We start from the raw sequence: 24980 nt of genomic DNA on the forward strand, positions 1-24980 counted from the left end.
TCACACATGTTTACTTTCGTTTGGTCAAGGTTTACTTTCGTTTTTGATACGAAAGGGCGCAGTTTGGCCGTTAATCTAAGACAAACCGAGATTTTGGACATCGCCCGCCGGGACGGGCGTGTGAGCGTGGATGCCCTGTCGCGCCAGTTCACCACGTCGGTGCAAACAATCCGTAAAGACCTGACCGAGCTTTGTACCTCGGGCCAGTTGAAGCGCGTGCATGGCGGCGCGATCCTGTCGGAAAGCGCGGCGGTCATCGGCTACGAGGAACGTCGCCAGTTGAACCACGACGCCAAGACCCGCATCGCGCGCAGCTGTACGGCGGATATCGCGGAAGGGTCGTGCATTTTCCTCAACATCGGCACCACGACGGAGGCCGTGGCGCGTGCATTGCTCGGGCACCAAGCGCTGACCGTGGTAACCAACAATCTCAACATCGCCAATATCCTGTCCGCCAATGAGGGGATCGAGGTGATGGTGGCGGGCGGCACATTACGCCGCTCCGACGGCGGGCTGACCGGCTCGATGACCGCGAAGCTGATCGCGCAATTCAAGTTCGACGTCGCCGTGATCGGCTGCTCGGCGCTGGACGAAGACGGCGACATTCTGGATTTCGACCTGCAAGAGGTCGATGTCAGCCAAACGATCCTGGACCGCGCGCGGCAGAGCTATCTGGTTTCTGACGCCTCAAAATTCAGCCGCACAGCACCGGTCAAGATCGCGAGCCTCGAGCATATCGACCGCTTCTACACTGACAGCGCCTTGCCCGCGTCCCTGCAAGAGGCGTGCAGCGGATGGGGGACGGATTTGAGGCTGGCCTAGTCGTCCTCGGGGATGCCCATCAGCGCCATGGGGCTGACGCCCAGCGTGGCAGACGCAAATGGTCCACCGTGGCACGTCACGCCCGGATCGCTCAGGTCAACCGGACCTGTTTCGGCCAATATCTCTGGCGCGTAGACCTCGGCATTATCCTTGGGCCGGTAGCCCAGATGGGCCGCAGCGGAGTTATCGACCGGGGAGCGATCGTTGTTCGACACGCCATAGACGACGGTGAAGCCCACCACGGGGGTATCAATCGCGCGGCTCACCAGTTGCACCAGATCATCGGCGCTAAGCCATGAGCCCAGCGCCCGTGCATTTCCGGGCCGCGACGTGGCGGAATAGATGCGCAGATGCACGCTCTCGATACCTTCCTTTTCCCAGAACATGCGGCCCAGATCCTCGGTGAAGCATTTGGCGAGGCCGTAGTACGTGTCGGGCCGGTGCGGCATCTCCGTGTCGATGGCAACCGTCTTGGGATACATCCCCATCGCGTGGATTGACGACGCGTAGACGATCCGGCGCACGCCATGTTCCTTACCCGCTTGCCATATATTGTAGGAGCCCACGAAGTTCGGCCCCCACATCTGCTCAAACGGCAGCTCGTCCACGATGGCCCCGAAATGCACCACCATCTCGGCGTCTTCCAGCACCGGCCCAATCTGCGTCATGTCGGCCAGATCGGCCTGCACGAAGCGCTCGTTTTCGGCCAGATCGGGCACGTTGTCCTCGATATCGGTTGAAACCAGTTCGTCGCACATCGCCGCCAGCGGCCCGCGCAGGATTTTACCCAGATTGCCCGCAGCACCGGTCAACACGATCTTCTTCATTGCCAAGTCTCCCTCAAGGTCCTGCCACATTGCCACATCACGCCGCGCGGTCCAGCGCTTTCAGGATGCGGCCTGTGATCAAAGGCGTCAGGTACATCGGCACCTGGTAGCAGCCGACGAAGATCAGCAGCGGCGCCATCACCTCTGCCGGGAGGGCCACGAGGAAGAGTGCAATGTTTCGGTTGCCCGCGATCACGGTGATGCCCGGTTTGCCCGTCGCAATGTAGCCCACGGCCTGCAGGCCAAAATTCACGACGCAAACGAACAGCGTCCACAGCGCAAAAGTGCCGGGCTGGGTCCAGAGCGCGTCGTTCACCGCGGCCATCAGCCCGATGACGACGATCGCCAATAGCAGGGCCGATGCGCCGTCGATGGCTTTCAAATCTCGCAGGCCGGGCTCTGGCAGGATCGCGCGCAGGGCGAAGGCCACCGCGCCGGAGCCGAGGATCACCACGACCAGTCGCAGCGCCGCCGCAATCACCGTTTGCAGATCGCCCAAGGCCGGGACGAGGTAGAGCACTGGCAGCGAGGTCAGCGGCAGGATTAAAGTGCCAAGGATCAGCAGCCGCATGGTTGAAGCCGGGTCAAAGCCCATCATTGCGACCATGTTCGGGCTCCCCGAAATCGGCGACGCCATCGCGATCAGCAGCAAGGCCAGCACGAAAACGGAGCCGAGTAGCCCAAGCGCCCCGAACACGGCCACCAGCATCAAAGGAAAGGCCAGTTGCAACACCAAAAGCAGCGCAAGTGAGCGTGGCACGTCCGTCAGCGACGCCCACATGCGCGCGGGCCCGATCCGCAAAGCGGCAAGGAACAAGAGCCCCGCCACCATATGCGGGATGTACGGAACAAGATCAGCGGCGAGCCCTGGCAAGGCGATGCCCGCCACGATACCCGCAACCAGGACCCACGGTCCGCGCGCGGCCAAGGCACCCAGCAAGCTCAGCATTCGGGGATGTTGACCGCCAAGCCCCCTTGCGAGGTCTCTTTATACTTGGTCGACATGTCGACGCCGGTCTGGCGCATCGCCTCGATGCAATTGTCGAGCGGCATGAAATGCGTGCCGTCTCCGCGCAGCGACAGGGAGGCAGCGCTGACGGCCTTGATCGCGCCCAGTCCGTTGCGCTCGATACACGGGACCTGCACCAGCCCGGCCACAGGGTCGCAGGTCATGCCCAAGTGGTGTTCCAAGGCAATCTCGGCGGCGTTTTCGATCTGCTCGTTGGTGCCTCCCAAAGCCGCACAAAGCCCGGCAGCCGCCATGGAAGAGGCCGAGCCAACCTCGCCCTGGCAGCCAACTTCGGCCCCTGAAATCGAAGCGTTATACTTGATCAGCCCACCGATGGCCGCCGCAGTCAGAAGGAAATCACGCTGCCCTGCCTCGGATGCACCGACGCAATGGTCGCGGTAGTAGCGCAGCACCGCAGGCAGCACGCCTGCGGCCCCATTGGTAGGGGACGTCACGACCTTGCCGCCCGCCGCATTTTCCTCGTTCACCGCCATGGCGTAGACGCTCATCCAATCGTTGATCGTGTGAGGCTGGGCGCGGTTGAGTCCCTCTTCCGCGCGCAATTGCTCGTGGATATTCTTCGCGCGGCGCTTGACACTAAGCCCCCCGGGCAGAATTCCGTCGAGGCGCAGCCCGCGGTCGATACAGTCGAACATGGCGTCACGGATACGGGCCAGATCGCGGTCCAGCTCGACCCTCGACATCGACGCCAGCTCGTTGGCCTCTTTCATCTCGGCGATGCTTTTGCCCGCCATGCGCCCCATTTCGAGCATCTCGACCGCCGAGCCAAACGGATAAGGAAAGCCCGCCTCGACCTTTTGGACGTGCAGCGACGGCTCTTCGCCTGCAAGCTCGGCCTCGGTCATCACAAAGCCGCCGCCGACCGAATAGTAGGTCTCCTGTAGATACAGGTTCCCGGCGGTGTCCCAGGCTTTCAGGATCATGCCGTTGGCGTGGCCCGGCAGGGTCAGGTCGTAGTCAAACACGACGTCTGTCTTCGGGTTGAACCTCAGCGCAGGCAGGCCGTCCGGGTGGACCACCCCCTCTGCCTCCGCCGTCGCGATCAGGTCATCGACCGCATCCGGGTCAAGCGTGGCGGGCAGGAAGCCCATGAAGCCCAACACAACGGCGCGGTCCGTTGCGTGGCCCTTTCCAGTGAAAGCCAGCGATCCGTGCAAAGAGGCGGACACACCGCCCAGCTCCCCGGCGCCGGGTTCCTTGTCCCGTCCGTTACGCAGATCGTCAAGGAACCGCCCAGCCGCAGTCATCGGCCCCATCGTGTGAGACGAAGACGGGCCGATACCCACTTTGAAGATGTCAAAGATGCTTAGAAACATGAGGCCACATCTACCCCCAAACGCAAACCGCCGCCCGTCTCAAACCAGACGGGCGGCGGCCAATTCACGACAAGAATGCGCGCTTAACTGCGGCCCTTCCACGGCACCAGGAACCGCTCGGCCCAGCGCATCAGCACATCGATGGAGAACCCGATCACTCCGATCAGGATGATGCCCATCAGCACGATGTCGGTGTTCTGGAACTTGGAGGCGACCATGATCATCATGCCCGCGCCCTTCTCGGCGGCCACCAGTTCCGCGGCCACAACGGTGCCCCAGCAGACCCCCATGGCAACCCGTGCGCCGGTGAAGATCTCCGGCAGGGAGTTCGGCACAATGACATGCCGCATGATCTGCCATTTGGAGGCCCCCAGCGAGTAGGCCGCGTGCACCTTGGTGATGTTCACGCCGGACACCCCGGACCTTGCGGCAATCGCCATGATCCAGAGCGCCGCGAGGAACAGCAGGATGATCTTGCCCACCTCTCCGATGCCCGCCCAGATGATCACCAACGGGATCAGCGCCAGCGGCGGCACCGGACGCATGAATTCCACGATCGGGTCAAACCAGCCACGGAACCAGTTGCTCAGACCCATGGCGTAGCCCAGCGGGATCCCCACCAGCGCGCCGAAGAAGAAGCCCACGACCACGCGAAAGAGCGAGTAACCCAGGTGCTCCCACAGAGTGAAATTGCGGAAGCCCTCGGTCGCGACTTCGCCGATGCGCTTGACCACATCCTCCGGGGGCGGCAGCCAGATCGGTTCCATCTGCCAGCCCGTGTTCGGCACAATATTAAGCGTCCCTTTGGGGCTCATCGCGATGCGTGCAAAATCGGTGAACACTTCGCCACCGGGCGCGATGGCATCGCCGTTGACCGCAACAATCGTCGCGCCCGCGTCGCGGCCCAGTTCGTCGTTTTGATCAACGCGAACCAGTTTCGAGCGGTATTTCTGCACGGAGGCTGCGTCATTCTTGGCAAAGCCGTCGCCGGGATCGACCGTGGGCGCAGTTTCGTCCGCGCCGGTGTCGAACACGTTGATCGTCACCGTCGCGTCGTCGCGCTCGCCATTGGCTTCTACCGTGTAGGTGAACTCTCCGGTGCCGGTGAAGGGACCCGGCGCGTGCAGGAAGCCCGGGATCATCGACGATCCGGTAAACGCGCCCCAAAGCAGGAAGATCGACGCAACCGAGATGATGGATGCCGCCCGGTTCGGACGCACAGCGCTCTCGTCGCCGAATGTCACCGTCTTGAGCGACGTGTAGTCCGTCACACCGGCGGCGGTCTTGGCCACGGCCTGCACTGCGAAATATGCGCCAATGAAGATGGCGAGATAGATCAGAAAGATGATCATGCGTTTTCCTCCGCGCGGCCCATAATCTCTTCTTCCATGTCCCAGATCATCGCCAGAATTTCCTCGCGGGTTTTGGCATAGTCGGGGTGTTTCTTGACCTCACGCAGGTCCTGACCGACGCCCAGATCGGCGAACGGCAGGCGGTACTCCTTGTGGATGCGTCCCGGTCGCGGGGCCATGACCAGCAGGCGCTCGCCCAGAAGCAACGCCTCCTCCACCGAGTGGGTGATCAGGATGATGGTCTTGCCGGTCTCTTTCCATAGCTTCAGCACGAGGCTTTGCATCTTCTCGCGGGTCAGCGCATCCAGCGCGCCCAGCGGTTCGTCCATCAAGATCACATCCGGGTCATTGGCCAGACAGCGGGCAAGGGCCACGCGCTGCTGCATCCCGCCCGAAAGCTCGTAGATTGCTTTTTCCTTGAAGTCCTGCAGACCCACAACATCGAGGAGGTGGTCAACATTCGCGCCATACTCGCTGTCGCGCTGGCCCTTCATACGCGGGCCGAAGGCCACGTTCTGGCGCACGCTCATCCACTCGAACAGCGCGCCTTGCTGGAACACCATGCCGCGCTCGGCGTCGGGGCCGGTGACAACATGGTCGCCCAGCCGGATCTTTCCTTCGGTCGGGGCGAGAAAGCCCGCGACGATGTTGAGCAGCGTGGTCTTGCCGCAGCCCGAGGGGCCCAGCACGCTCATCAGCTCGCCCTGGTTAAGCTGCAGGGAGACGTCCTTGAGCGCCTGCACTGAGCCGCCATTAGGCAGATCGAACCGCATGGAAATTTTGTCGATTGTCAGGCCTGACATGGCTGCCCCTTTGCGATGTATGGGTCGTCAAAAGTGAGAAGGGTGGCGCGGATTACCCGCACCACCCCACTTCAGGTCTTACATGTTGGATGCAGCTTCCAGCGGGCCCGTGTTCACGGTGGCCTCGTAGCTGTCCAGCGCGGCGTCGATGGAATTCGCATTCACGAACACATCTGCCACGCCCTTCATGAAGGACTGTGCGCCGCCTCCCAGCCATTTGCTGCCCAGCTGATCTTCCACGGAGGGGAAGGTGAAACCGGCGAGAGTGGTCTCGGTGGCAGCCTCATCCATACCAGCATCTTTGGCGATCACCGGCAGCATCTTCGCGCGGTTTGCCTCGTCGGCCCACATGGCGTTGGCGTCAGCGGTGACTTTGAGGAACTTGGCCAGCGTATCGCTGGACTCGGCCACGAAGGACGCGGGCGCGGAGGTCACGTCGAACACCAGAATACCCAGCTCTTCCTTTTCGGCGCCGGTCAGCAGAATGTTGCCGGACTCTTTCATGCGACGCAGCGCGCCACCCCAGCCACAAGCCATGTCGACGGAGCCCTGCGCCAGCGCAGCAGCGCCTTCAGCCGGGGCCATGTCGACAACTTCCATGCCGGAGACGTCCACACCGAAGTGGTTCATCTGGCTCAGGAAGCCGTAGTGAGCTGCGGTGCCCAGCGGTACGGCAACTTTCTTGCCAGCCAGCTCGGACGCGCTGTCCTTGTCGATTTCAAGCCCGGAGGACACAACGCAGTTGTCGTTCTCGGAATAGGACACGGCCACGTCGACGATCTGGATGTCCTGACCGGCGGAGGTCGCAACCACGAAGGGCGGCACACCCTGGCTGACGGAGATATCCACGTCGCCCGATGCCATGGCGGCGGACATAGCGGTCCCGGTGTCGAAGGACACCCAGGTGACAGGCGCGCCAAGCGCTTCGTCATACATGCCTTCGACCTTGGCGAACTGGAACGGCATCGGCCACTCCAGGAAGTAGCCCACGGTGATCCCGTGGCCGTCGGCCATAGCGCCCTGAGCGCCGGTCAGCATGGCAACGCCAGCAACAGCGCTCATGAGTTTGGTGGTCAATTTCATATGTTCATCTCCCAGTGTTGAACAGATGCGCCCGTCTCGGGCGCGGTATTGCCTTGGCGCCGTTTGGCCCGGTTTTCCGGGTCCGACAGGGCGCGTCGGGGCGAGTGGAGCAAAGCACAGGGTGCGACAGATGCCAACGCTTCTTGCGATGCGCGCAACTGTTTCAACTTTTCTTAGGTCCCCATGCAGCTTTCCTGTGCGCCACGCTACGTTTGGTAGGGGGGGATGCGTCAATCTTTTAATTGGAGTCCGATATCGGGCGGATTACGCAAAAATTGGGAGACCTGAGAGTCAAAGTTCCTGATCTCCTTGATTCTTTCGCCTTTGATCGAGACGAGATGCCGCGACGCAGCGCAAAACTGGACATACGTGTGACCTGACGCTGGCCCTATTGGCGACCTATTATCCGTGCTGCTTGTAATTCGGCTATACTCGCGGTTGACCCTACGAGAATCGCTCTGCCTTCTTACTTTTTGCATCGGAGAACTCCCATGGACGGCAATCTGAACAGCAATGATCTCTCCGGCGTTGTCGAGGCCGACCGCGCCCATGTCTGGCACCACCTGAGCCAGCACGCCCCCTACATGGCCCCCGAGGGCCAGGGCCGCACCGACCCCAAGATCATCGTCGAGGGCAAGGGCATCAACGTCTGGGACCAGCATGGCCGCAAGCATATCGACGCCGTGTCCGGCGGCGTCTGGACCGTCAATGTGGGCTATGGCCGCGAAAGCATCGCGAATGCCGTGCGCGACCAGTTGGTGAAGATGAATTTCTTCGGCGGCACCGTAGGCTCGATCCCCGCTGCGCAATTCTCCGAGCGGCTGATCTCCAAGATGCCGGGCATGAGCCGCGTCTACTACGCCAACTCCGGCTCCGAGGCGAATGAGAAGGGCTTCAAGATGGTCCGCCAGATCGCCCACAAGGTCTATGGCGGCAAGAAGCACAAGATTCTGTACCGCGACCGCGACTACCACGGCACCACCATCGCCTGCCTGTCGGGCGGCGGTCAGGAAGAGCGCGGTGCGCAATACGGTCCCTACACCCCCGGGTTCGTGGCTGTGCCCCACTGCCTTGAATACCGCGCTATGGATCAGGGGCTGGGCCACCTGTCGGGCGAGGCTTACGGCATCGCCGCGGCCAACGCGATCGAAGAGATGATCCTGCGCGAAGGCCCCGACACCGTTGGCGCGCTGTGCCTTGAGCCGGTCACCGCGGGCGGCGGCGTCATCACCCCGCCCGAGGGCTACTGGCCCCGCGTGCAGGAGATTTGCAAGAAGTACGACATCCTGCTGCATATCGACGAGGTTGTCTGCGGCATGGGCCGAACCGGCACCTGGTTCGGCTACCAGCACTATGGCGTGCAGCCCGACATCGTGACGATGGCCAAGGGCGTGGCATCCGGCTACGCCGCAATCTCATGCTGCGTGACGACCGAGAAGGTCTTTGACATGTTCAAGGACGACACGTCGGATCACCTGAACTACTTCCGCGACATCTCGACCTTTGGCGGCTGCACAGCTGGTCCTGCCGCAGCGCTGGAAAACATGCGCATCCTCGAGGACGAGAATCTGCTCGAGAACACGATCGAGATGGGCAATTACATGATGGAACAGATGCACGGCCTCGCCGAGAAGCACGCCTGCATCGGCGACGTACGCGGCAAGGGTCTGTTTACCGGGATGGAGCTGGTCGAGGATCGCGAGACCCGCAAGCCCCTGCCCGAGAAGATCGTGGCGCAGATCACCGGCACGTCGATGAAAGACGACGCAGTGATCGTCGGCATGACCAACCGCTCGGTCCCGGGTCACAACAACACCCTGTGCTTCTCGCCCGCTCTGATCGCGACGAAGGACGATATCGACGCCATTCTGGCCTCGGTCGATCGCTCCATTTCGATCGTAATGGGCTAAATTACAGGTCCGACCCGCGCCGCTTAGGTGCGGGTCGCTGACCTATATTGACCTTGCGTCAACTTGGGAATCGGCGGACGCTGTTCATGTTTTTACATGTCGGCGGTTTTCCGACCTATTTTTCAAACGCAAAGGTGATTTTCCATGAAGAAATTTTCCCTCGTTTCACTCGCTGACCTGAGCAAGATCAACAAGAACAACCTCAAGACCATGACCGCAGAGCGGCAGGTGAAGGCAATTCGGCTTTGGACCGACCAGAACATCCGCAAATATGGCCCGATGGGCACGCAGAACAGCGACGCCGAGATGCAGACCTTTCTGACTGAAGCCGCCGCTTATCTCGACGTCGACACGACGTCTGCCTTGTTCAAACGGGCAATAGCCGAGCAGAAGGGGTGGGGCCCGGCCTGGCGCGCCAAGATCGTGGATCGCCATGGCACGGTTGTGGACCTTGATGAGGAACCATCCACCTCCGACGACACCCTGCAAACCCAGCTTCAGCGGATCGTGCAGGATCGCGATGCGACCGGCCACGGCCCGGTGACGCTTGCGGGAACCGCGAAAGAAACTTGCACGCACTGGCGCAGCGGCGACAAACGCATCTTCGGCAAGCTGAGCGGCAAGGGCACCCTGACCCTGATCGGCATTGGCCGGCACACGGGCACCGACAACAAGAACTACAAGCTCGACCTCATCGGCGGCGGAAGCACGACGGCGAAGATCGACTAGGCGCGCAGTAGGCCCACAGGGCTCAACACCAGCGCTGCGCTTGTCTTTTTCTTGCCTTGGCCAAAGAATCTGACAGGGTGTCGGCATGCGCGCGCCAGTGATTGATAACCTGCAATATGTGAATTGGTCAGAGACCGCCTTCCGCCAGTTACGCGAGGGTCGGGTCGACGCGATCCATGTCACGATTGCCTACCACGAGAGCTTCCGTGAGGCCGTTCTGAACGTGTCGCAATGGAACGGTTGGTTCGAACAATTCCCCGACCTTCTGCTGCGCGGCACCACCGGCGATGACGTGCGCCGCGCCGTCGAGACAAACCGCACCGCAGTGTTCTTCGGCTTTCAGAACCCTTCGCCCATAGAGGATGACATCGGCCTGATCGAGGTCTGGCATCAGCTTGGCATCCGCTTCATGCAGCTCACCTATAACAACCAGTCGCTGCTCGCGACGGGCTGCTACGAAGACAACGACACCGGCCTCACCCGCTTCGGGAAACAAGCCGTGGCAGAGATGAACCGCGTCGGTCTTGTCGTCGATATGAGCCACTCTGCCGACCGGTCCACACTGGAGGCGATAGAGAACTCCACCCGCCCCATCGCGATCACCCATGCCAACCCGAAATGGTGGCACCGCGCGCTGCGCAACAAGGAAGACCGCGTGATCCGCGCCTTGACCGAAAGCGGCGGCATGATCGGCTTCTCGCTCTACCCCCATCACCTGAAAGACGGCACTGACTGCACGCTGCAAAGCTTCTGCGAGATGGTGGCGGAGGCGGCGTCGCGCTACGGGGTCGCCAGCCTCGGGATCGGCTCGGACCTGTGCCAGGATCAGCCGGATTCCGTGGTCACGTGGATGCGTAACGGGCGCTGGTCGAAGCAGATGGACTACGGCGAGGGCTCTGCCGCACAGGCGGGTTTCCCGCCGCAACCCGATTGGTTCACCGACAATCGCGACATGCCCAACATCGCAAAGGGCCTGGCCGATGCGGGCTTCGCGCAGGACGAGACCGACGCGATTATGGGCGGCAACTGGCTGCGCTTCTATGACACCTCTTTCGGAGCGCAGGAATGACGATCGCGCAACCGCCCCAAGAACCTTTGCGCCCGCCCAGCGAGGTTATGCGCCTGTCCCGCATGGGCGCAATGTTTCCCTCTCGTCTGAGCTTTCTGCGCAGCCTCACCCGCCGTCTCGCCTCCGAGGGCGCCAAGGTCATCAGGCCCGTCTGGGACATGGATGCCGATGGGTTTGGGCATGCGGTCTATTCGATTACCCTCGGCCAGCATGTCTATTCGCTGGTGGCTTTCTCCAATCGGCTCGATCCTTCCGAGCGCACCGACCGCGTCATTGCGCAAGCGTGGGACGCGGCCTTCGTCCTGTATGACGGAACGCCCGATGCGGGCGAAATCGAGCGCCTGCGAGCCAATGCCCCGAAACAGGAAGCAGGCCGCTTCAGCGAACGTGATCTTATCCTGAGCCGCGCCAACAAATCCGTCCGCCTGTACGCCGAGGTGACACGAGCCTTGCGGGAAGGACGGCAGCCTGATGCCGCAATGATCGGCGAGATCGGCTACCTGATGCGCACGACGGCGGTCTATGGCAACGGCAAGTTCGGGATCGCCGACCGGGACCGCATTGCGGACCGCCCCGGCCTGGAGGGGCCGTTTGCGGCCGAGATGCTGACGGTCTGGCTCATCCGCGGCTTCACCCACGATCTGGCGGAGCATGTCGGTGGCGCGCCCCTTGATCGAGAGTTGAAACGTCATCTGGGCATCGGCAACTCGACCGGGCTGGGCATGGCCCCCTTTCTGGTGTCCCACCCCGAGCTTTTGAACAACTGGATGATGGTGCGCGAGACCGCCCTCGCCCGGGTCCGCGCGATCCCCCGCCTGGCCTCAAAACAACGGGCCCGACTTCTGAAGCTCGCGGTGCGTGCCGGGCTGCATTTGGCGCAGTGGAGCGTGCCGGATGAAATCCAGCAAGCGCGTATCGAGACGTTGCAACAGGAATGGGCGGAGCTGGTCCCGACCCTCGATGAACTCTTGGATCAGCCAAAGCCGCTCGATCAGCTGGTCCGGGTCTCGCAGGTCTTCTCGCTCGAATGCCAAGAGCTTGTCGTCTCGCTGGTGCTGGAACCCTTTGGTGATCTGATCGACGGGCTGACGGACTGCATGGGCTGCGGGCCCATCCAACCACTCGACCCGCGCATGGATGTCGCAGACTTGCGGGACATGGTCACCCGTCACTGCGACTGGGCAGAGACGTTCGACTTCTCCGATCCCGCGCAGGACGCCCAGTTCTGGTACGTCAGCGAAGAGAAGCTGGAACCCCGCCTTGGCCTGCGCCATGAAGAGCCAGGGGGCGAGCTGGAAAGCCCGCTTGATGTGGCGCGCCAGATGCAAGCGCTCTCGCTCGATCTGCAGGGGGCCACCGGGGCGCTTGGGCCCTTTTTGCGCGCGCATCCGCAGCACCGCAGCATCGCGCGGCGCGTTCAGTTGCTGGCGTCCCACCCCTACGCTGAAATCCGCGACAATCTGATCTGCGTCGATTGCCGTCCAATCGACATGCTGCGCTGCAAGCTGTCCTTCTTCGGTGCCGCGAAGTTTGATCCCAAATCCGACCGCTGGACCCGGATCACGCTGGCGCAGGGCGCGCCGCTTCATGACGAATTGCATAATCCGGTCGTCGCCGATGATTGGTGGCTACCGGTCTTTACCCGATGAGCGGACCCGACTGGCTTTCGGACTTCCTTTCCGCTGGCCCTGACTACCCGGCAGAGCGCCGCGCAATGGCAGAAATGCAGGCACTGCTCCTGAAGGCAGGCATCGGTGGCGGGCTCCCGTTGGGGCATGCGCAAGACATGGCCGCCCTTGCGCCGCTCCTGATGAGCGACCCGCAGCTTCTGGCAATGGCGACGGCTGCCCTTGAAGGGCCGCACCACGCCGTGCGCACCGAGGGCACCGCGCAGCATCTGGTGATTGAGCAGGCGCGGATCGCGATGGCGGGACCCGTTCTGGTCGATGCGCTTATCTGCGGCGCGGACCGGGTTGTGCTGCACGATCTCGACTGGCCCATGCTGCTCTGGCCTGTCCTTGCCCATGCACAAAAGGTCTTCGGCGCGTATTTCCAGATCGACAAGCCGGGCAAGCACACGTTGATGATCACCCCGAGCGAGACTGACAGGATGGAACCTTTCGGTCCCGCACAGCCCGTTCCATTGATCCCGCTAGAGCGGCTCACGGCACTGGCCGCCAAAACCTACGTCCCCGCGACGGAGGCCTCCCGCCTCAGCGGCGCAGGTGCGGGGCTCCGCGACAACGATTGATTTCTGCGACGCGTTTGGCCCTCGGTTATGGGTCGATCAGGATGCTCCCGATCACCTCCGCGCCGCTGTCGGTCAGACGGATCACGATGATTTCCCCGGACGCGACCCCACCCCCGGTGATGGCCGTGATATTGACCTGATGGGTGACCACCATCAGACGCCCTTCGGTCTCGCGCAAAAGATCAAGGGTCTTGCGGGTCTGCGCATCACGATTACCGCGGTTCTCAAAGAAGGAATTGAGCGCGGCAGCTTCCTCCACGGGGCCAAGATCAAGCAGACGCGCGGTTTCTAGAGTGCGGCACCATTGGCTGCTGAACACCCGGTCAAAATTGATGCCGCGCGCGCGGATGGCATCGCCGATCGCTCGGGCCTGCGCCCGTCCGCGCGCGTCAAGATTGCGTTGCGTGCTGCAGTCGCGCAGTTCGAAATTCGCGGGATCGCTGAAACCGGGCGCGAGCGCATGACGCATCATGGCAATCGCGCCGGGCTGCTCAAGTGCGTCCCAGTCATTGGCCAGCGCGGGAAACGCCGCGAGGAAGAAGAAAACAATCGTCAGACAACGCATAGGCAGGAGCTAGGCCGCCTCGCCCATGCGTCCAGAGACTACCTTGCCCCGTAATAGAGCCCCACGGTGTGCTCGGCCTCGGCAAAGAAAAGCCAGCGGATCATGAGCGCGCCCGCGATGTGCAACAGCACAGCCAGAAGGGCGACAAGGTGGCTGAAGGGCACGACCAGCAATAGCACCAAGGGCAGCAAGGACAAGCACAGCACACCGATGATGCGCAGGGTTCGGGCATGCTTTCGACCGACCACGTGCACCATTTCCTTCATCAGGTAGTTCTTCGAGCTGTGCGGTGCCTCGAACATCCGAACCTTGCCCATATGGCCCAAACCCGTGGCGGTTTCGATGGTCGAGCCCGCCTTGGCGAACTGCCCGTCCCCGATCATCCAGACCACGCATTGGAACACCCCGAGGACAAGCAAAAGCGGTGTCGCGGTGGAGGTCTGCCCGGTCAGGAACGCCCCGCCCGTCAGCGCGTAAAGCAGGAACAGGACCGGCGTGGTCCAGTTGCTCCACCGGGGCACGGTCTTGATCTGCGTGTAGATCATCGAGGTGCCGAACACGGTCGCAAGGCTGAGCGCGCTACCGAGCAAGCCCAACAGGGTCCACCTCGTGTCCAGAAAGACAACGCCAATCGCGTAAAGCCCCATGATCATCAGGGTAGCGACAGCCAAGCAGCCCTCGCGCGACAGCCAGCTGGTCTTCCACTGCGAGAACGCCTTGAGCGCGCGCTGCGGATTGCCAAGGTGGAAGGTCGACGAGATCAGCCCGCCCACGGCCAATGCATAGGCGATGGCAAAGAAGACAAAGGCGGTGAAGCCGGACACATCCGGTTTGCCGAGCCCAAGGAAGAACATCATCCCGAAGCCTAGGCCAGAGAAGACGGTGAAGAAGATGATGGACGGTGCGGGATGCATTAGCCGATCCTCTCAAGTGTTTTGTCGAGCCAGCCCAGGAAGCCTTGCGGCTCTGCCGCGACGGGCTCCAGGAACGGGGCAAGCACATCGATCTGCTCGTCTTTCAGACGCGGCGGCAGGTACTTGTTCACGGGCTTGGTGCCCTGCTCGGGCATCAAGTCCATGCCGCCACGCTCGGCCACCAGTTTGGAGACATCCGAGGTCTCGTCACCAAGATCGCCAAAGTGGCGCGCACCCGCGGGACACGTCCGCACACAGGCTGGCTGACGGTCTTCCTCGGGCAGGTTCTCGTTATAGATCCGGTCCACGCAGAGCGTGCATTTCTTCATCACGCCTTCCACCTGGTCCAGCTCCCGCGCGCCATAGGGGCAGGCCCAGGCACACAGCCCGCAGCCGATGCAGTCGCTTTCGTTGACCAGCACGATCCCGTCCTCGACCCGCTTGTAGCTGGCGCCCGTGGGACACACCGTGACGCAGGGCGCGTCCTCGCAATGCAGGCAAGATTTCGGAAAGTGCACCGTCATCGCAGCGCCCTCGTCCGGGGTGACCTCGTAGGAGTGCACGCGGTTCAGGAACGTCCCCGACGGATCCGCGCCGTAGGGGTTCTGATCGCTCAGCGCTGCGCCGTAGTTTTCCGTGTTCCAGCCTTTGCACGACACCACACAAGCGTGGCAGCCGACGCAGGTATCAAGATCGATTACAAGGCCTAGCTTCTTCTCGGTATGCGTTGGGAGTTGGGTCATTTGCCGAGCTTCCATGTCAGAGATTTCGGACCTTTGCCCACCGGCGACTTTTGGGCCGCGATGTTGGGCTTGGACTGATTGTCCGCAGGGGCCGTGGTTTTTTCGATGCGAACTTTCAGGTCGAACCAAGCGGCCTGACCTGTGATCGGGTCAGAGTTGGACCAGCGCAGACCGTCGCCTTTGGGTGGCAGCAGCTCGTGGATCAGGTGGTTCAGCAGGAAGCCTTTTGTGGTCTCCGGCGCGTCCTCTTCCAAAGCCCACGCACCTTTGCGCTTGCCGATGGCGTTCCATGTCCAGACGGTGTTGGCGTTCAGCGCTGCCTGCAGCGCGACCGGCACGGTAATTTCGCCATGGGGCGAGGTGACTTTGGCCCAGTCGCCTTCGGCAAAGTCGTTATCGTCCCAGATCTTCTTGGAGACGTAGAGCGGGTTGTGCCCATGGATTTGGCGCAGCCACGCATTCTGCGAGCCCCAGGAGTGGTACATCGCCATGGGCCGCTGCGTGAGCGCTGTAATCGGGTATTCTTCGGCCAGATTATCTGCCTCGTTCGAGTACCAGATCGGCAGCGGGTCCATCGTTTCCTTGATGCGCTCGCGCAGGTGATCGGGGGGCTGGCGGGTGCCGTGGCCTTCGGCTGCGAGCTGGAACTTCCTCATCGGCTCGACGTAGAGGTTGAACAGGTAAGGCATCGGCTTGTCGTAGAAGGATTTCGCGACCGCCCAGTCCTGATAGTTCATGTTCCACGGTTTGAAATACGCGCCATCCTCCGGGACGTGCTCCATCCAGAAGCCGCCATTCTCGATATAGCGGTCCAGCTGGTTGGGGTTGCTTTCGCCGCGCCCTTGATCGTCGCCATTGCCCCGAAACCCCGCCAGGGGGCCCACGCCGGGGCGGCGGATGTGGTTTGTGATGTAGTCGGCGTAGTCTTTGTATTTCTGGCTGCCATCCTCGTTGACGAAGCCGGGCAGACCGAGACGCCCACCCAGATCGCACAGCGCGGATTGGAACCCTTTGACGTCCCGGTCCGGCTCAACCACCGGCCAGCGGATGGCGTCGGCCACCGCATCCGCTTCGCAGATCGGGCGGTCCAGAAGGCTGATACAGTCGTGGCGCTCCAGATAGGTCGTGTCGGGCAGGATAAGGTCGGCGTAGCTGACCATCTCCGAGCTATAGGCGTCGGAGTAGATGATATTCGGGATCACATAATTCCCATCCTCATCCTTGTCGGTCAGCATGTCGATCACGCCGCGGGTGTTCATCGACGAGTTCCACGACATGTTCGCCATGTACATGAACAGCGTGTCGATCTTGTAAGGAATCCCGGCGTGGGCGTTGGAGATGACCATGTGCATCATACCGTGCGACGACATGGGGTTTTCCCAAGTAAAGGCCTTGTCAATCCGCGCGGGCGAGCCGTCTTCCTTCAGGCACAGATCATCCGGGCCATGGGTGAAGCCCAGATGCGGGCCGTCCAGTGCTTGGCCGGGGGTTACCCCGTAGTGCGGTTTCGGATGCGCTTCTGGCGGCTTGGGATAGGGCGGCTTGAAGCGCATGCCGCCGGGCGTCTCAACCGAGCCGAGGATGATCTGCAGCAGGTGCAAAGCGCGGCAGGTCTGGAAGCCGTTCGCGTGGGCCGAAATCCCGCGCATGGCGTGGAAGGATACGGGCCGACCGATGAATTTGGTATGCTTGGTGCCGCGGAAGTCGGTCCATTCCTGCTCGATCTCGATTGACTGATCGAATGCCACATCGGCCAGTTCCGCAGCGAGACGTTTGATGCGGTCCGAAGAAATGCCGGTCTTCTCAGCCACGGCCTCTGGCGCGTAAGCCGGATCGAGATACTTCTCCGCCATGTGCTGGAAGACGGAGCGGTGCGTGACGCCCTTGTCGCGCAGGGACCCGGCCAGATCGGGCTGCACGCCGGGTTTGTCGAAAGCGGCGGGCTTGCCGGTCGCGCGGTCGATCACCATCAGCTTGTTGTCCTTGTCGCGCAGCAGAAGGCCGAAATCCTCGGACTTCTCGTCGCCATTGACCAGAACGGGCGCGTTGGTGAATTGCGACAGGTAGGCGAGGTCCAGCTTGCCCGCCTTGAACAACTCGTGGACCATGGCGAGGATGAACAATCCGTCGGTGCCGGGCGTAATGCCGACCCACTCGTCGGCCACAGCGTTGTAGCCCGACCGAACCGGGTTCACACCGATGACTTTGGCCCCGCGGCCCTTCATCTTCCCCAGACCCATCTTGATCGGGTTGCTGTCATGATCCTCGGCCACGCCAAAGATCATCAGCATCTTGGTGCGGTCCCAGTCAGGCTGTCCGAATTCCCAGAACGCGCCGCCCATCGTGTAGATGCCAGCGGCTGCCATATTAACCGAGCAGAAGCCGCCATGGGCCGCATAGTTTGGCGTGCCGAACCCTTGCGCCCAGAGCGAGGTGAAGCTCTGCGACTGATCGCGCCCTGTGAAGAAGGCAAGCTTCTCGGGATTGTCGCGGCGCACCGGCTCAAGGATGCCGACGGCAATGTCGTAGGCCTCGTCCCAGCTAATCTCTTCGAATTCGCCAGAGCCCCGCGGCCCCACCCGTTTCATCGGCGCACGCAGGCGCGAGGGTGCGTTGTGCTGCATGATGCCAGCGCTGCCCTTGGCGCAGAGCACGCCCTGGTTCACAGGATGGTCGCGGTTGCCTTCGATATAGGCGACCTTGCCTTCTTTCATGTGCACGTTGATCCCGCAGCGGCAGGCGCACATGTAGCAGGTGGTCTTGCGGACCTCGTCGGAGACCTTGGGGGACAGGTTGATAACCGGCTGGTTCATGGTGGTCTCCTAGTTCGATACGGTGCGGATCAGGCCAAGCGAGGCGAGGCCTAGCAGCAGCGTCAGACAGAAAGGTTTGTAGAAAGGCTCCAGCCGCGGCACGAACAGCGCGCGCCCTGCGTAAAGCCCCAGCAGCGTCGGGATGATAAAGAACAGCCCCCGCGCGATGGCGGTGTGGTCCATCGTCCCGATGGCCAGATGGGTGATCAGGCCAAGAAGGCCCGCGCCCAGAAGATAAATGCTCAGCGTGCCGCGCATGGTGCGCGCAGGCAGGTTCCGCGCCAGTGTATAGAGTGCGATGAACATGCCCCCTGCCCCCGCAAGGCCGGTGATGATCCCGGCACCAAACCCGGTGCCGTAGGTTCCGACCCGCGTGGCGAGAAAGGGCAGTTTAAGCTTGGCAAGCTGGCTGACCGCCAAGATGATCAGCAGAGACAGCGCAACGACCTTCGAGGCCTCGACAGGCAGCTGCATGGTCAGCAGCAGGCCAAAGGGCAGCCCGACCGCGGAGCCGATGATCAGCCCCTTCGCGGTCGGCATATCCGCATCGGCCATCCCGCCTTTAAACATGGCAAGTGAGCCCGCCATTTCCAGAAACCAAAGCATCGGGATCAGCGCGAGCGGCGGCAGGATGAAAACCGCAGCGGCCATCACCACCGCGCTGAGCCCGAACCCAGAAAAGCCACGCACCATCGACGCCACGAACACGACTGCGCCCAGCACGAGCAGCTCCGTCGGGGTCAGATTGGTGAAGGCGGCGAGCTGGTTCATGCGTTGGCGTTCGCAATCGCGGCCAGACAGATCGACGCCATACGCGCCGCCGGCGGGTCCGCGCGAGACGTGAGCAAAACGGGCACCTTCGCGCCCATCACGATGCCAGCCGCGCAGCCGCCCGTGAGATAGACAAAGGCTTTGAACAGCGAGTTGCCCGACACAATGTCGGGCACAATGATCGCGTCGGCCTGTCCCGCTACAGGGTCTGCAGTCAGCTTCTTGGTGGCCACTGCCGCGGGCGACAGGATCAGGTCAAGGGCCAACGGGCCGGAGAACTCCGCACCCTCGATCTCCGATTTCGCCCAGGTCGCCAACTCGTCCGCTTCGACCGAAGATGGCACGGCGGGCAGCACGGATTCCGTGGCGCTCAGGAACGCCACTTTCGGACGCGGATTGCCGATCATGTGCAGCAGCTTGACCACTTCGCGGGTCGCGTCCTTGCGGGTCTCGATGTTCGGGTCCACGTTGACCGCCGCATCGGAAATCGTGATCGGGCGGCCCCCATCGGGATGCGAGATGTGGAAAATGTGCACCAGCCGATTGCCCGTGCGCAGACCAGCATCGCGAGCGAGGGCCGCACGCATGAAGGTGTCGGAATGCAGCTGGCCCTTCATCATCACATCCGCTCGGCCTTCACCGCACGCCATCGCGGCGGCCATGCCGCTGTCTTGCTCGCCCTCGGCTTCGATCAATTGAAACTGCGAGATATCCCAGCCCAGCCTCTCCGCCTCGGATTCGATCAGGGCACGCTCGCCGGTGAAGACCGGCTCCATGATGTTGGCCTCGGTCGCATCGCGGGCGGCCTCCATCGGAAGTGGTGCGCCTGCGCGGGCAATGGCGACGCGGGGTGATTTCGCCTTCTGCGCCATCTCCAACAGGGTCGGCGGGCAAACAGCATCTCGGGTCGATAGAAACGGATTGGTATCGGACATGACGCAATTCTCTCCCAGAACCGAGGTCTTTTCACCCAAAAACCCGCCCCGATCTCTCGGGGCGGGCGATCTCTTGGGCAGACCGACGGCTTATTCGGCGGCCATGTCCGACGCGGCAACCCCGGCCACGGAGACCGGCTTCTTCATCGCATCGCGGCGGAAGGGCTCACCGAGCTCCTGGTTCAAGATCACCTCGATGAAGGTGGTCACGTTGTTTTCCATCTGCTCTTTGACGGCGGTGTTCAGCGCATCGGTCAGGGCGTCCATGCCGTCGACCTGAACGCCCTTTAGGCCACACGCTTCGGCGATTTTGGCGTAGGAGACGTTCGTGTCCAGCTCGGTGCCGACGAAGTTGTCATCAAACCAGAGAGTGGTGTTCCGCTTCTCGGCCCCCCACTGGTAGTTGCGGAAGATGATCATGGTCATGGCGGGCCAGTCGCCGCGACCCACCGACACCATCTCGTTCATCGAGATGCCGAACGCACCGTCGCCGGCGAAGCCTACCACGGGGACATCCGGGCAGCCGATCTTGGCCCCCATGATCGCAGGGAAGCCGTAGCCGCAGGGGCCGAACAGGCCCGGCGCAAGGTATTTGCGGCCTTCCTCGAAGGACGGGTAGGCGTTGCCGATGGCGCAATTGTTGCCGATATCGGACGAGATGATCGCGTCTTTCGGCAACGCGGACTGGATTGCGCGCCAAGCCTGACGGGGAGACATCTTGTTCGGCTCGCGGGTGCGGGCGCGCTCGTTCCAGGTGGTGCCCGGATCGTCTTCCTCGTGATCGAGCGAGGTCAGCTCCTGCGCCCAGGCCGACTTGGTCTGCGCGATCATGTTCTTGCGCTCGTCGCGACCGGCATCACCGGCGCCGTCGGCCAGTTTGCCCAGGATGCCTTCCGCCACTTTTTTGGCGTCGCCGACGATGCCCACGGTGACCTTCTTGGTCAGGCCGATGCGGTCGGGGTTCAGGTCCACCTGGATGATCTTCGCGTCCTTCGGCCAGTAGTCGATGCCGTAGCCTGGCAGGGTCGAGAACGGGTTCAAACGGGTGCCGAGTGCCAGCACCACGTCGGCCTTGGAGATCAGCTCCATCCCGGCTTTCGAGCCGTTGTAGCCCAACGGACCAGCGAACAGCGGGTGGTTGCCCGGGAAAGCGTCATTGTGCTGGTAGCCCACGCAGACCGGCGCATCGAGCGTCTCGGCGAGCTTCATCGAGGCGTCGATGCCGCCTGCAAGTACCACGCCAGCACCGTTCAGGATCACCGGGAACTTGGCCGACGACAGCAGATCAGCCGCCTTCTGCACGGCTTCCTCGCCGCCCGAGGGACGCTCGAAATCGACGACGACGGGCAGCTCGATATCGATGACCTGGGTCCAGTAGTCGCGCGGGATGTTGATCTGGGCCGGAGCCGAGGCGCGATACGCCTTCATGATCACGCGGTTGAGCACTTCGCAAATGCGCGAAGGGTCGCGGACCTCTTCCTGGTAGGCCACGCAGTCGGCAAACAGGTTCATCTGCTCCATCTCCTGGAAGCCGCCCTGACCGATGGTCTTGTTGGCCGCCTGCGGAGTGACCAGCAGCAGCGGGGTGTGGTTCCAGTAGGCCGTTTTCACGGAGGTGACGAAATTGGTGATGCCGGGTCCGTTCTGCGCGATCATCATCGACATCTCGCCCGTGGCGCGGGTGTAGCCGTCAGCCATCATGCCCGCGGTCATCTCGTGGGCGCAGTCCCAGAACTTGATCCCAGCGGACGGGAACAGGTCCGAGATGGGCATCATGGCCGAGCCGATGATGCCAAAGGCGTGGCGGATCCCGTGCATCTGCAGGGTTTTGACGAAGGCTTCTTCGGTCGTCATCTTCATGGTGGCGATCTCCCAATCATGGTGAAGTGCGAATCCGGGCGCAGGTCCACGCCCCTTGGTATCTCTGGCACGTTATCTAGGCCGATGCGGGGGCGTATGTTATGACCAGACGTTTCCGTTGTTATATCCAGAAAAAAACTGGCACGCGTCAAATTCACTTAGAATGAGCGGAATGGTCGCAACCCGAGAGTCTCAAAAACTGTTAATTCACGCCTGCATCGCGTCGATTTCCGCAGCGATCAGTGCGACCCCAGGCGAAATCTGTGCTGCGCCGATCGACGAGTAGGCCAGACGGTAGTGCTTGAACTCCCTCTGCTCGCCCTCGCAAAAGGCTGCCCCCGGCTCGATCAGCACCGACTTGTCCTGTAACCGGCGCGCGAGCTCGAGCGTGTCGACCCCGTCCGGCGCGCGCATCCAGTAACTCGATCCGCCCGACGCGCCCTTTCCCGCCACGGTCAATCCGTGATCTTCCAACGCCCGGTCCATGATCCGCCGTCGGTCATGCAGGGCGTTGCGCAGGCGTCGGACCAGCGCGTCATAGTGGCCGAGCGACAGGAAATACGCCGCTGTGCGCTGCATGTGCCCCGGCGGATGCCGCAATACCGCCGAGCGCAGCGCCCGCGCTTCGCGAATGAACGGTGCGGGTCCGACAAGATAACCAAGCCGCAGACCGGGGAAGAGAGACTTGGAGAACGATCCGACATAGATCACCCGCCCGTCCTCATCGAGCGATTTGAGCGCGGGCGATGGCGGTTTCAGGAAGGACATCTCGAATTCGTAGTCGTCCTCGACGATCAGGAAATCGTCCTCGGACGCACGGCGCAGAAGCTCTTTGCGGCGCGCCAGCGGCATGGTGGCTGCCGTTGGGCATTGGTGGCTTGGCGTGGTGAACACCACGTCCGTCTCCGGCGGGATCATCGCGGGCGGCATGCCGTCGGGGTCGACGGGAATCTCCACCCGGTGACAGCGCGACTGATGCAGGATCGACCGAAGCCCCGGGTAGCACGGGTCCTCGTGGGCCGCCGTGCGCCGCTGGGTCAAGAGCACCTGCGCGGCAAGCCACAGGGCGTTTTGTGCACCGACGGTAATCAGGATCTCATCCGGGCTCGCCAAGATTCCCCGACGCGGCAGAGTATTCCGCGCAATGAACTCCAGCAGCTGCGGATCGTCGCGATCCACCTGATCCGCCGTCAGGCTGTCGAAGTCCCGCTGACCCAAGGCCCGCACGGCGCAGAGCCGCCAGTTTTGCCGATCAAAGAGCGCAGGGTCGACCTGTCCATACAGAAATGGATATTTGTACTTGCGCCAATCCAGCGGCTTCTCGACCTGCAGATTGCCTGAGAACCGCGTGCCAATCGCCCGCGACCAATCCACCGTATCCTGGGAGGAACGCGGCTTAAGCTGCGGCGGCTCCGGCGCGTTCTCGGACACGAAATAGCCGGACCGCCCGGCGGAGCGCAGGTAGTCATCGGCCATAAGCTCATTATAGGCGAGCGTCACCGTGATCCGACTGACACCCAAGTGCTGCGCCAGCTTGCGCGAAGAGGGCAGCTTCTCGCCCGGACGAAACCGCCCCGACAGAATGCCACCGGCGACGATCTGCTGAATTTGCTGTTGTAGCGTGCCCTCGAAGGCGGGGTCCAGAAAGAAGGTCTCGACGGCGATGGACATGTCTGAAGCTGGCCTTAAGCGGGGTCTGATTTGGCTATATCAGACCCCGTTCGCCAGCGGAAGCATCAGACTCTAGAAGTCGACGGCCGTGTATTTCACGTCGAGATAGTCCTCGAGCCCTTGGCTGCCGCCCTCCTTGCCCAAACCGCTTTCCTTCACGCCCCCAAATGGCGCTTCCACGGTGGTTATCAGGCCCGAGTTGATGCCGATCATACCGTATTGCAGCTTGGCGTTCAGCTTGAAGATGCGCCCGATATCGCGGGTATAAGCGTAGCTGGCGAGCCCGAAATCGGTGTCATTGGCCCAGGCAATCGCGTCATCTTCATCGGTGAACCGGAAGATCGGGGCAAGCGGGCCGAAGATTTCTTCCTTGGCGAATTTCATCTCCTGCGTGGCCTCGGTCACGATGGTGGGCTCGAAGAAGCTCAAGCCGTTGCCATGCCGCCCCCCGCCAGAGACCACTTCGCCGCCTTTCGCTTTCGCGTCCGCCACGAATTCTTCCACCTTCTCGACAGCCTCCATGTCGATCAGCGGGCCTTGCTCCACGCCGTCTTTCCGCCCGTCGCCGACCTTCATCGCCTCGACTTTCTCTTTCAGCTTGGCCACGAACTCGTCGTAGACGCCGTCCTGCACATAGATGCGGTTCGCGCACACGCAGGTCTGGCCCGAGTTGCGGAACTTGGACACCATGCAACCCGCGACGGCGGCGTCGATATCGGCGTCGTTGAACACGAGGAAGGGTGCGTTGCCGCCCAGCTCCATCGAGACTTTCTTGACCGTATCGGCCGACTGCCGGATCAGCTCTTTGCCGACCTCGGTGGAGCCGGTGAAGGTCACCTTGCGCACGCGCGGGTCGTCCATGATCGCCCCGCCGATCTTGCGTGCGGAGCCCGTCACGACGTTGACCGATCCTTTCGGGAAGCCCACCTCGTCGCACAACGCGCCCCAAGCCAGACCGCTATAGGGCGTCGCCGTCGCGGGCTTCGCCACCACGGTACAGCCCACTGCCAGCGCCGGTGCGATCTTGCGCGCTAGCATGGAGCTGGGGAAGTTCCACGGCGTGATCATGCCCACAACGCCCACCGGGTGCTTGGTCACCAAAAAGCGGCGGCCATTGGTGGGCGCAGGGACCATCTCGCCCTTGGCGCGGCGCACTTCTTCGGCGAACCAGCGCACATATTGCGCGCCGATGCCGATCTCGCCCATGCTTTCCGCCATCGGCTTGCCCATCTCGACGGTCAGCAACTCCGCCAGCGTCTTCTGGTTGTCCATCAGCGCATCATGCAGCTTCCACAAAAGCCCCACGCGCTCCAGAAGTGGCATATCCGCAAGCCCGTCGAACGCCCCGGCAGCCGCATCAATCGCGCGGCGCGTCTCTGCCTCGCCGCAGGCCGGCACGGTGCCGATCACCTCGCCCGTAGCCGGATTCGTGACGTCGATGTTCTCGCCGCTATCCGCGCCGACCCATGCGCCGGCAATGAAATTCGCCTCTTTCAGATATGCCGTGTAGCTCATG

At 62.4% G+C, this 24980-nt stretch carries 21 protein-coding genes; 6 read left to right on the forward strand and 15 right to left on the reverse strand.

Going from position 1 to position 24980, the window contains the following annotated elements; all coding sequences use genetic code 11:
• Positions 1-6: 6 nt before the first annotated feature.
• On the forward strand, positions 7-822 hold the full coding sequence (locus C8N43_RS17980; protein WP_342748734.1) for a DeoR/GlpR family DNA-binding transcription regulator: 816 nt from the start codon (positions 7-9) through the stop codon (positions 820-822).
• Here the strand turns inward: C8N43_RS17980 and C8N43_RS17985 are convergent.
• The 6 genes from C8N43_RS17985 to C8N43_RS18010 form a co-directional block, all read right to left on the reverse strand.
• The gene (locus C8N43_RS17985; protein WP_107847109.1) at positions 819-1649 is read right to left on the reverse strand and encodes an NAD-dependent epimerase/dehydratase family protein; all 831 of its coding nucleotides are present in this window, start codon (positions 1647-1649) and stop codon (positions 819-821) included. The two genes, C8N43_RS17980 and C8N43_RS17985, sit on opposite strands and share 4 nt — an antisense overlap.
• A 37-nt stretch (positions 1650-1686) precedes the next feature.
• On the reverse strand, positions 1687-2598 hold the full coding sequence (locus C8N43_RS17990) for a hypothetical protein (RefSeq protein WP_107847110.1): 912 nt from the start codon (positions 2596-2598) through the stop codon (positions 1687-1689).
• Positions 2592-3995 (reverse strand): L-serine ammonia-lyase, encoded by a 1404-nt coding sequence (locus tag C8N43_RS17995; protein ID WP_107847111.1) that lies wholly within the window; start codon positions 3993-3995, stop codon positions 2592-2594. Before C8N43_RS17995 ends, C8N43_RS17990 begins: the two co-directional genes overlap by 7 nt.
• A gap of 83 nt (positions 3996-4078) precedes the next feature.
• Positions 4079-5347: an ABC transporter permease gene (locus tag C8N43_RS18000; protein WP_107847112.1), complete on the reverse strand. Its 1269-nt coding sequence runs from the start codon at positions 5345-5347 to the stop codon at positions 4079-4081.
• Positions 5344-6150: a taurine ABC transporter ATP-binding protein gene (locus C8N43_RS18005; protein WP_107847113.1), complete on the reverse strand. Its 807-nt coding sequence runs from the start codon at positions 6148-6150 to the stop codon at positions 5344-5346. Before C8N43_RS18005 ends, C8N43_RS18000 begins: the two co-directional genes overlap by 4 nt.
• A gap of 78 nt (positions 6151-6228) precedes the next feature.
• On the reverse strand, positions 6229-7233 hold the full coding sequence (locus C8N43_RS18010) for a taurine ABC transporter substrate-binding protein (RefSeq protein ID WP_107847114.1): 1005 nt from the start codon (positions 7231-7233) through the stop codon (positions 6229-6231).
• A gap of 491 nt (positions 7234-7724) precedes the next feature.
• On the opposite strand from C8N43_RS18010, the gene C8N43_RS18015 reads away from it, so the two are divergent.
• The 5 genes from C8N43_RS18015 (at position 7725) to C8N43_RS19850 (ending at position 13192) form a co-directional block, all read left to right on the forward strand.
• Complete coding sequence (locus C8N43_RS18015) at positions 7725-9143, forward strand: aminotransferase family protein (protein WP_107847115.1); 1419 nt, start codon at positions 7725-7727, stop codon at positions 9141-9143.
• A gap of 144 nt (positions 9144-9287) precedes the next feature.
• Positions 9288-9872: a hypothetical protein gene (locus C8N43_RS18020; RefSeq protein ID WP_107847116.1), complete on the forward strand. Its 585-nt coding sequence runs from the start codon at positions 9288-9290 to the stop codon at positions 9870-9872.
• A gap of 85 nt (positions 9873-9957) precedes the next feature.
• Complete coding sequence (locus C8N43_RS18025; RefSeq protein WP_107847117.1) at positions 9958-10941, forward strand: membrane dipeptidase; 984 nt, start codon at positions 9958-9960, stop codon at positions 10939-10941.
• On the forward strand, positions 10938-12590 hold the full coding sequence (locus C8N43_RS18030; protein WP_107847118.1) for a hypothetical protein: 1653 nt from the start codon (positions 10938-10940) through the stop codon (positions 12588-12590). The genes C8N43_RS18025 and C8N43_RS18030 overlap by 4 nt, the downstream gene beginning before the upstream one ends.
• Positions 12587-13192, forward strand: coding sequence for a hypothetical protein (locus C8N43_RS19850; RefSeq protein ID WP_245913079.1), 606 nt, complete (start codon positions 12587-12589; stop codon positions 13190-13192). The genes C8N43_RS18030 and C8N43_RS19850 overlap by 4 nt, the downstream gene beginning before the upstream one ends.
• Positions 13193-13217: 25 nt before the next feature.
• On the opposite strand, the gene C8N43_RS18040 is transcribed toward C8N43_RS19850, so the two are convergent.
• The 9 genes from C8N43_RS18040 to C8N43_RS18080 form a co-directional block, all read right to left on the reverse strand.
• Positions 13218-13757 (reverse strand): histidine phosphatase family protein, encoded by a 540-nt coding sequence (locus C8N43_RS18040; RefSeq protein ID WP_107847119.1) that lies wholly within the window; start codon positions 13755-13757, stop codon positions 13218-13220.
• Between the two features lie 38 nt (positions 13758-13795).
• Positions 13796-14671, reverse strand: a complete 876-nt coding sequence (locus C8N43_RS18045; protein WP_107847120.1) for a dimethyl sulfoxide reductase anchor subunit family protein — start codon at positions 14669-14671, stop codon at positions 13796-13798.
• On the reverse strand, positions 14671-15414 hold the full coding sequence (locus C8N43_RS18050) for a 4Fe-4S dicluster domain-containing protein (RefSeq protein WP_107847121.1): 744 nt from the start codon (positions 15412-15414) through the stop codon (positions 14671-14673). Before C8N43_RS18050 ends, C8N43_RS18045 begins: the two co-directional genes overlap by 1 nt.
• Entirely contained in the window at positions 15411-18227 is a 2817-nt protein-coding gene (locus C8N43_RS18055) for a molybdopterin oxidoreductase family protein (protein ID WP_107847122.1), read from the reverse strand. The genes C8N43_RS18050 and C8N43_RS18055 overlap by 4 nt, the downstream gene beginning before the upstream one ends.
• A 9-nt stretch (positions 18228-18236) precedes the next feature.
• Positions 18237-18998 carry a sulfite exporter TauE/SafE family protein gene (locus C8N43_RS18060; protein WP_107847123.1) on the reverse strand — a complete coding sequence of 254 codons (762 nt, stop codon included), beginning with the start codon at positions 18996-18998 and terminating at the stop codon, positions 18237-18239.
• Positions 18995-19933 (reverse strand): phosphate acyltransferase, encoded by a 939-nt coding sequence (locus tag C8N43_RS18065; RefSeq protein WP_107847124.1) that lies wholly within the window; start codon positions 19931-19933, stop codon positions 18995-18997. The genes C8N43_RS18060 and C8N43_RS18065 overlap by 4 nt, the downstream gene beginning before the upstream one ends.
• Positions 19934-20023: 90 nt before the next feature.
• Positions 20024-21793 carry a sulfoacetaldehyde acetyltransferase gene (gene xsc, locus C8N43_RS18070; protein ID WP_107847125.1) on the reverse strand — a complete coding sequence of 590 codons (1770 nt, stop codon included), beginning with the start codon at positions 21791-21793 and terminating at the stop codon, positions 20024-20026.
• 207 nt (positions 21794-22000) lie between these two features.
• Positions 22001-23464 (reverse strand): MocR-like pyridoxine biosynthesis transcription factor PdxR, encoded by a 1464-nt coding sequence (pdxR, locus tag C8N43_RS18075; protein WP_107847126.1) that lies wholly within the window; start codon positions 23462-23464, stop codon positions 22001-22003.
• A 72-nt stretch (positions 23465-23536) separates the two neighbouring features.
• Positions 23537-24979 carry an NAD-dependent succinate-semialdehyde dehydrogenase gene (locus C8N43_RS18080; RefSeq protein WP_107847127.1) on the reverse strand — a complete coding sequence of 481 codons (1443 nt, stop codon included), beginning with the start codon at positions 24977-24979 and terminating at the stop codon, positions 23537-23539.
• Position 24980: the final 1 nt, after the last annotated feature.

Source organism: Litoreibacter ponti (assembly GCF_003054285.1).
GTDB lineage: Bacteria > Pseudomonadota > Alphaproteobacteria > Rhodobacterales > Rhodobacteraceae > Litoreibacter > Litoreibacter ponti.